The following is a 2,704-nucleotide window of genomic DNA, read 5'->3' as shown; positions in this document are numbered from 1 at the left end:
CCCGACAGCTATGTGGCTAATGTGAAGCAGTTGGCTTTAACGATTAAATATTCGTTGATGGATAAGTTTTATTTCCAGTATTGATTATTATAATTAAGATGAATTTTAGAGGCTTGTATGTCGAGTTTGGTTAGTCATTCTATTGATGTGAGGTCAAGTGAAGCTATTTCTATTATTTTAGAGGGGGCTGATATTAATGATTTCCGTATGGATATGGGAGTTAATTACCCTGATGACCATTTTGATGATCAAGGTATAACTTACCGAAGGCTGGTTAGTGCAGCACAAATGGGTGATCTCGATGTGTGCTGGGTCCAGGTTGCTGATCTGAATGCAAGTGGTGAGGTTAATCGAGATTCTGTTACTGGTTTATTTGGCTGGTTCGATCTTTCTATTGGTGACAAATGCTGGAGGAGTTTAAGGCCAAGCCTTGTTCGGTTGGGTATACACCGGAAAGAAATTAATCGTTGGTTAAAGAGAGGGTGTGGATACTCGGAAGTCGATATCCCTGAGGCCTTTAAGTTTCCTCATTCCGAAAGATCTGAAGATGGGGATGACAATGAAGGCTGGGATTCGTGGCCTGCTGGTACAGGTAGGGTGAAGAATAACTATATAATGAAAGGGAGCCGGCAAAGCGATCAAGACGAGCTCGTTCTCAAGATATTGGGTGGGCTGGGCTACGACCCGTTAAGGCTTCCTAAGTTTAAGCCTGGAAGTTTTTGGGTGAAATCAGAAGTTAAATTAAAGTCTGAGTCAGATTATCCAAAGATCTTTGTTAAGGGGTCAACAATTTTTGAAAAATCTTGGGATCGGCTAAGAAAGCATGGACGAATACGTGAAGAGCCAGCTCCTTAGTGGTTTTTAATGGCTCCGCGAAGACTGGCGTGAAACTGGCTTGTGCGAGGGCGGCTTTGCACCTGGTCGACGCCTCGAGTAATGGCGCCGCAGGCGCCACTGCGGTATTCGTGGCGGTGGCGACTGCCGTGGGGAGTCCTTCGGCTTCCATTCGTCTGGGAGACTCGGCCCCGTTGTCAACGTCATTGAAGGTTGTCCGGTTCTTGAAATCCGTCGTGGCCCTGTAGATAGGCCATGGCACCGACTACTTGTTGGCCTTTCGGCCGTCAGCCCAGCCTTATCGATCCGTCGCGGTGTTAAGCCGTGAACCTCACGCCCCACGCAGGGCGGGGCCAAGTTGGGTGAGGATGGCTGGGCACCTGGGAGTCGAAGCGTCCCTCCCTCGGCTGCTTGCCGATGGTGGCATGAGTGCTCATGTTGGTGACGACGTCGTGCCATTGCTGCACATAAGCTCGCCTGTAGGCCTCTTCGTAGAAGGTCTCGTATAGAAGACATCCTGCTTGGCGTACTTCACCTCGGTTTCGACATTATCCTTGCTCTCCGGGGGCGTAGCCGCAGCAGGCATGGATCAGGAAGCCAGCGATGGTGGTGTATCCGTAGAGGCGCTGATTCACCTTCAGCTCGCGGAACTGCTCGCTGATCACAACCCTCTTGTTCTGGCCGTAGCCCGCCCTCGGGGAGGCTGACGAAGTAGTTAAAGCCTTGTCGTGCAGTCGGATGAAAGTGACGTCATCTAGCGATGACAGGCACCTAGTGGATCAAAAGCGTTGGCAGGTACTGGGTCACTTTGGTTTTTAGTTCAACTGTGAAGTGATTTCTGTTTCTCGGGGTATACCCCTAACTGGGGGATAGGGGGAGACTTGGAGGATTGAGAGGTTCTCGACAATATACGACGCACCACTTGGAGCTATAGATGGATGCGTCAATGAACACTCGTAAGCAATCCCCCGTTGATCTGGCCAGTAGTGCCATGGCTCGGTACCGAGAGGGGTGCAGCCCCGCATTAATCGAACTTCCCGAAAAGGCTGTGTTCCCCATTTTGATCAATGTACAGCCATCTACTGCCCGAAAATCACGTACTACAGGAATGCTGCTAGGGCGTCCAGCGCCTCGGTATGTTAAGCGCGGCCGGTCTGTGTTTTATCGCCTGAAAGAAATTATTGATTGGCTGGAGCATGGGGAGGTATATGGAAATACAGTAGAGGCATCTATGGCTGAGGGAGTAGAGAAATGAAAGCATCCCTTAGTTTGGCCAGATTGATGCATCGTGACTTTAATGTTAGGCGAGCAGGGGTTTCTGAGAATCTGCCTAGCGAGAAAATACTATGCGCTGTAGACGCATCGGAATTGCCTAATCGTAATGCGCGCCGAGTGACAAGAAAGACCCAGCGGAAAAGTAGGCGGAGTGGAAGATGACTTCAGGAAATGACTTTATTTCTACTCCACCTTCAGTCTATTGAAGTGGTGATGCCGAAAGTGAGGAGAGGGGTATGCTTGAGCTCAAAAAAAGCCCCGCTAAGGCTGCAACCATTAGCGGGGTGGAAAGTGAATACTTTCGAGACGGAGATAACATTTTTTCAGCTGATTTAACAGTCATTACATCCGAGAATCCAGCTTGTCTAACCAAGCACTACCGGTTATCAGAAAATGATGAACTGGAAAAGTACTCCGGCGGACAAATGGAGCAAGGCAATGCCAGCGTTTACAAATTGCATTCTCTGGGCTCTTTAGCTTGTTTGCTGAAATCGCTCAAGACTAACCAGGCATTGGTCTATGGCCGCCCTGAGCGCAAAGCCACAGGCCTGGTATCCAAACGCCGCTGGCTGGAGGCGGGGTGTCCTGATGACCC

Annotated in this window: 2 protein-coding genes; both read left to right on the top strand. The window is 49.7% G+C overall.

The features are described 5' to 3' along the window. The first annotated feature begins 117 nt into the window (after positions 1-117). Positions 118-855, top strand: a complete 738-nt coding sequence (locus UYS_RS18610) for a hypothetical protein (RefSeq protein WP_156821659.1) — start codon at positions 118-120, stop codon at positions 853-855. 1,490 nt (positions 856-2,345) lie between these two features. Next, on the top strand, positions 2,346-2,704 hold a 359-nt coding region (locus UYS_RS18605; protein WP_156821658.1), incomplete at its 3' end, for a hypothetical protein.

The organism is Halomonas smyrnensis AAD6, assembly GCF_000265245.1.
Taxonomy (GTDB): domain Bacteria; phylum Pseudomonadota; class Gammaproteobacteria; order Pseudomonadales; family Halomonadaceae; genus Halomonas; species Halomonas smyrnensis.
The sequence above is the reverse complement of the archived record's forward strand: the minus strand, read 5'-3'. Positions and strand labels throughout refer to the sequence as shown.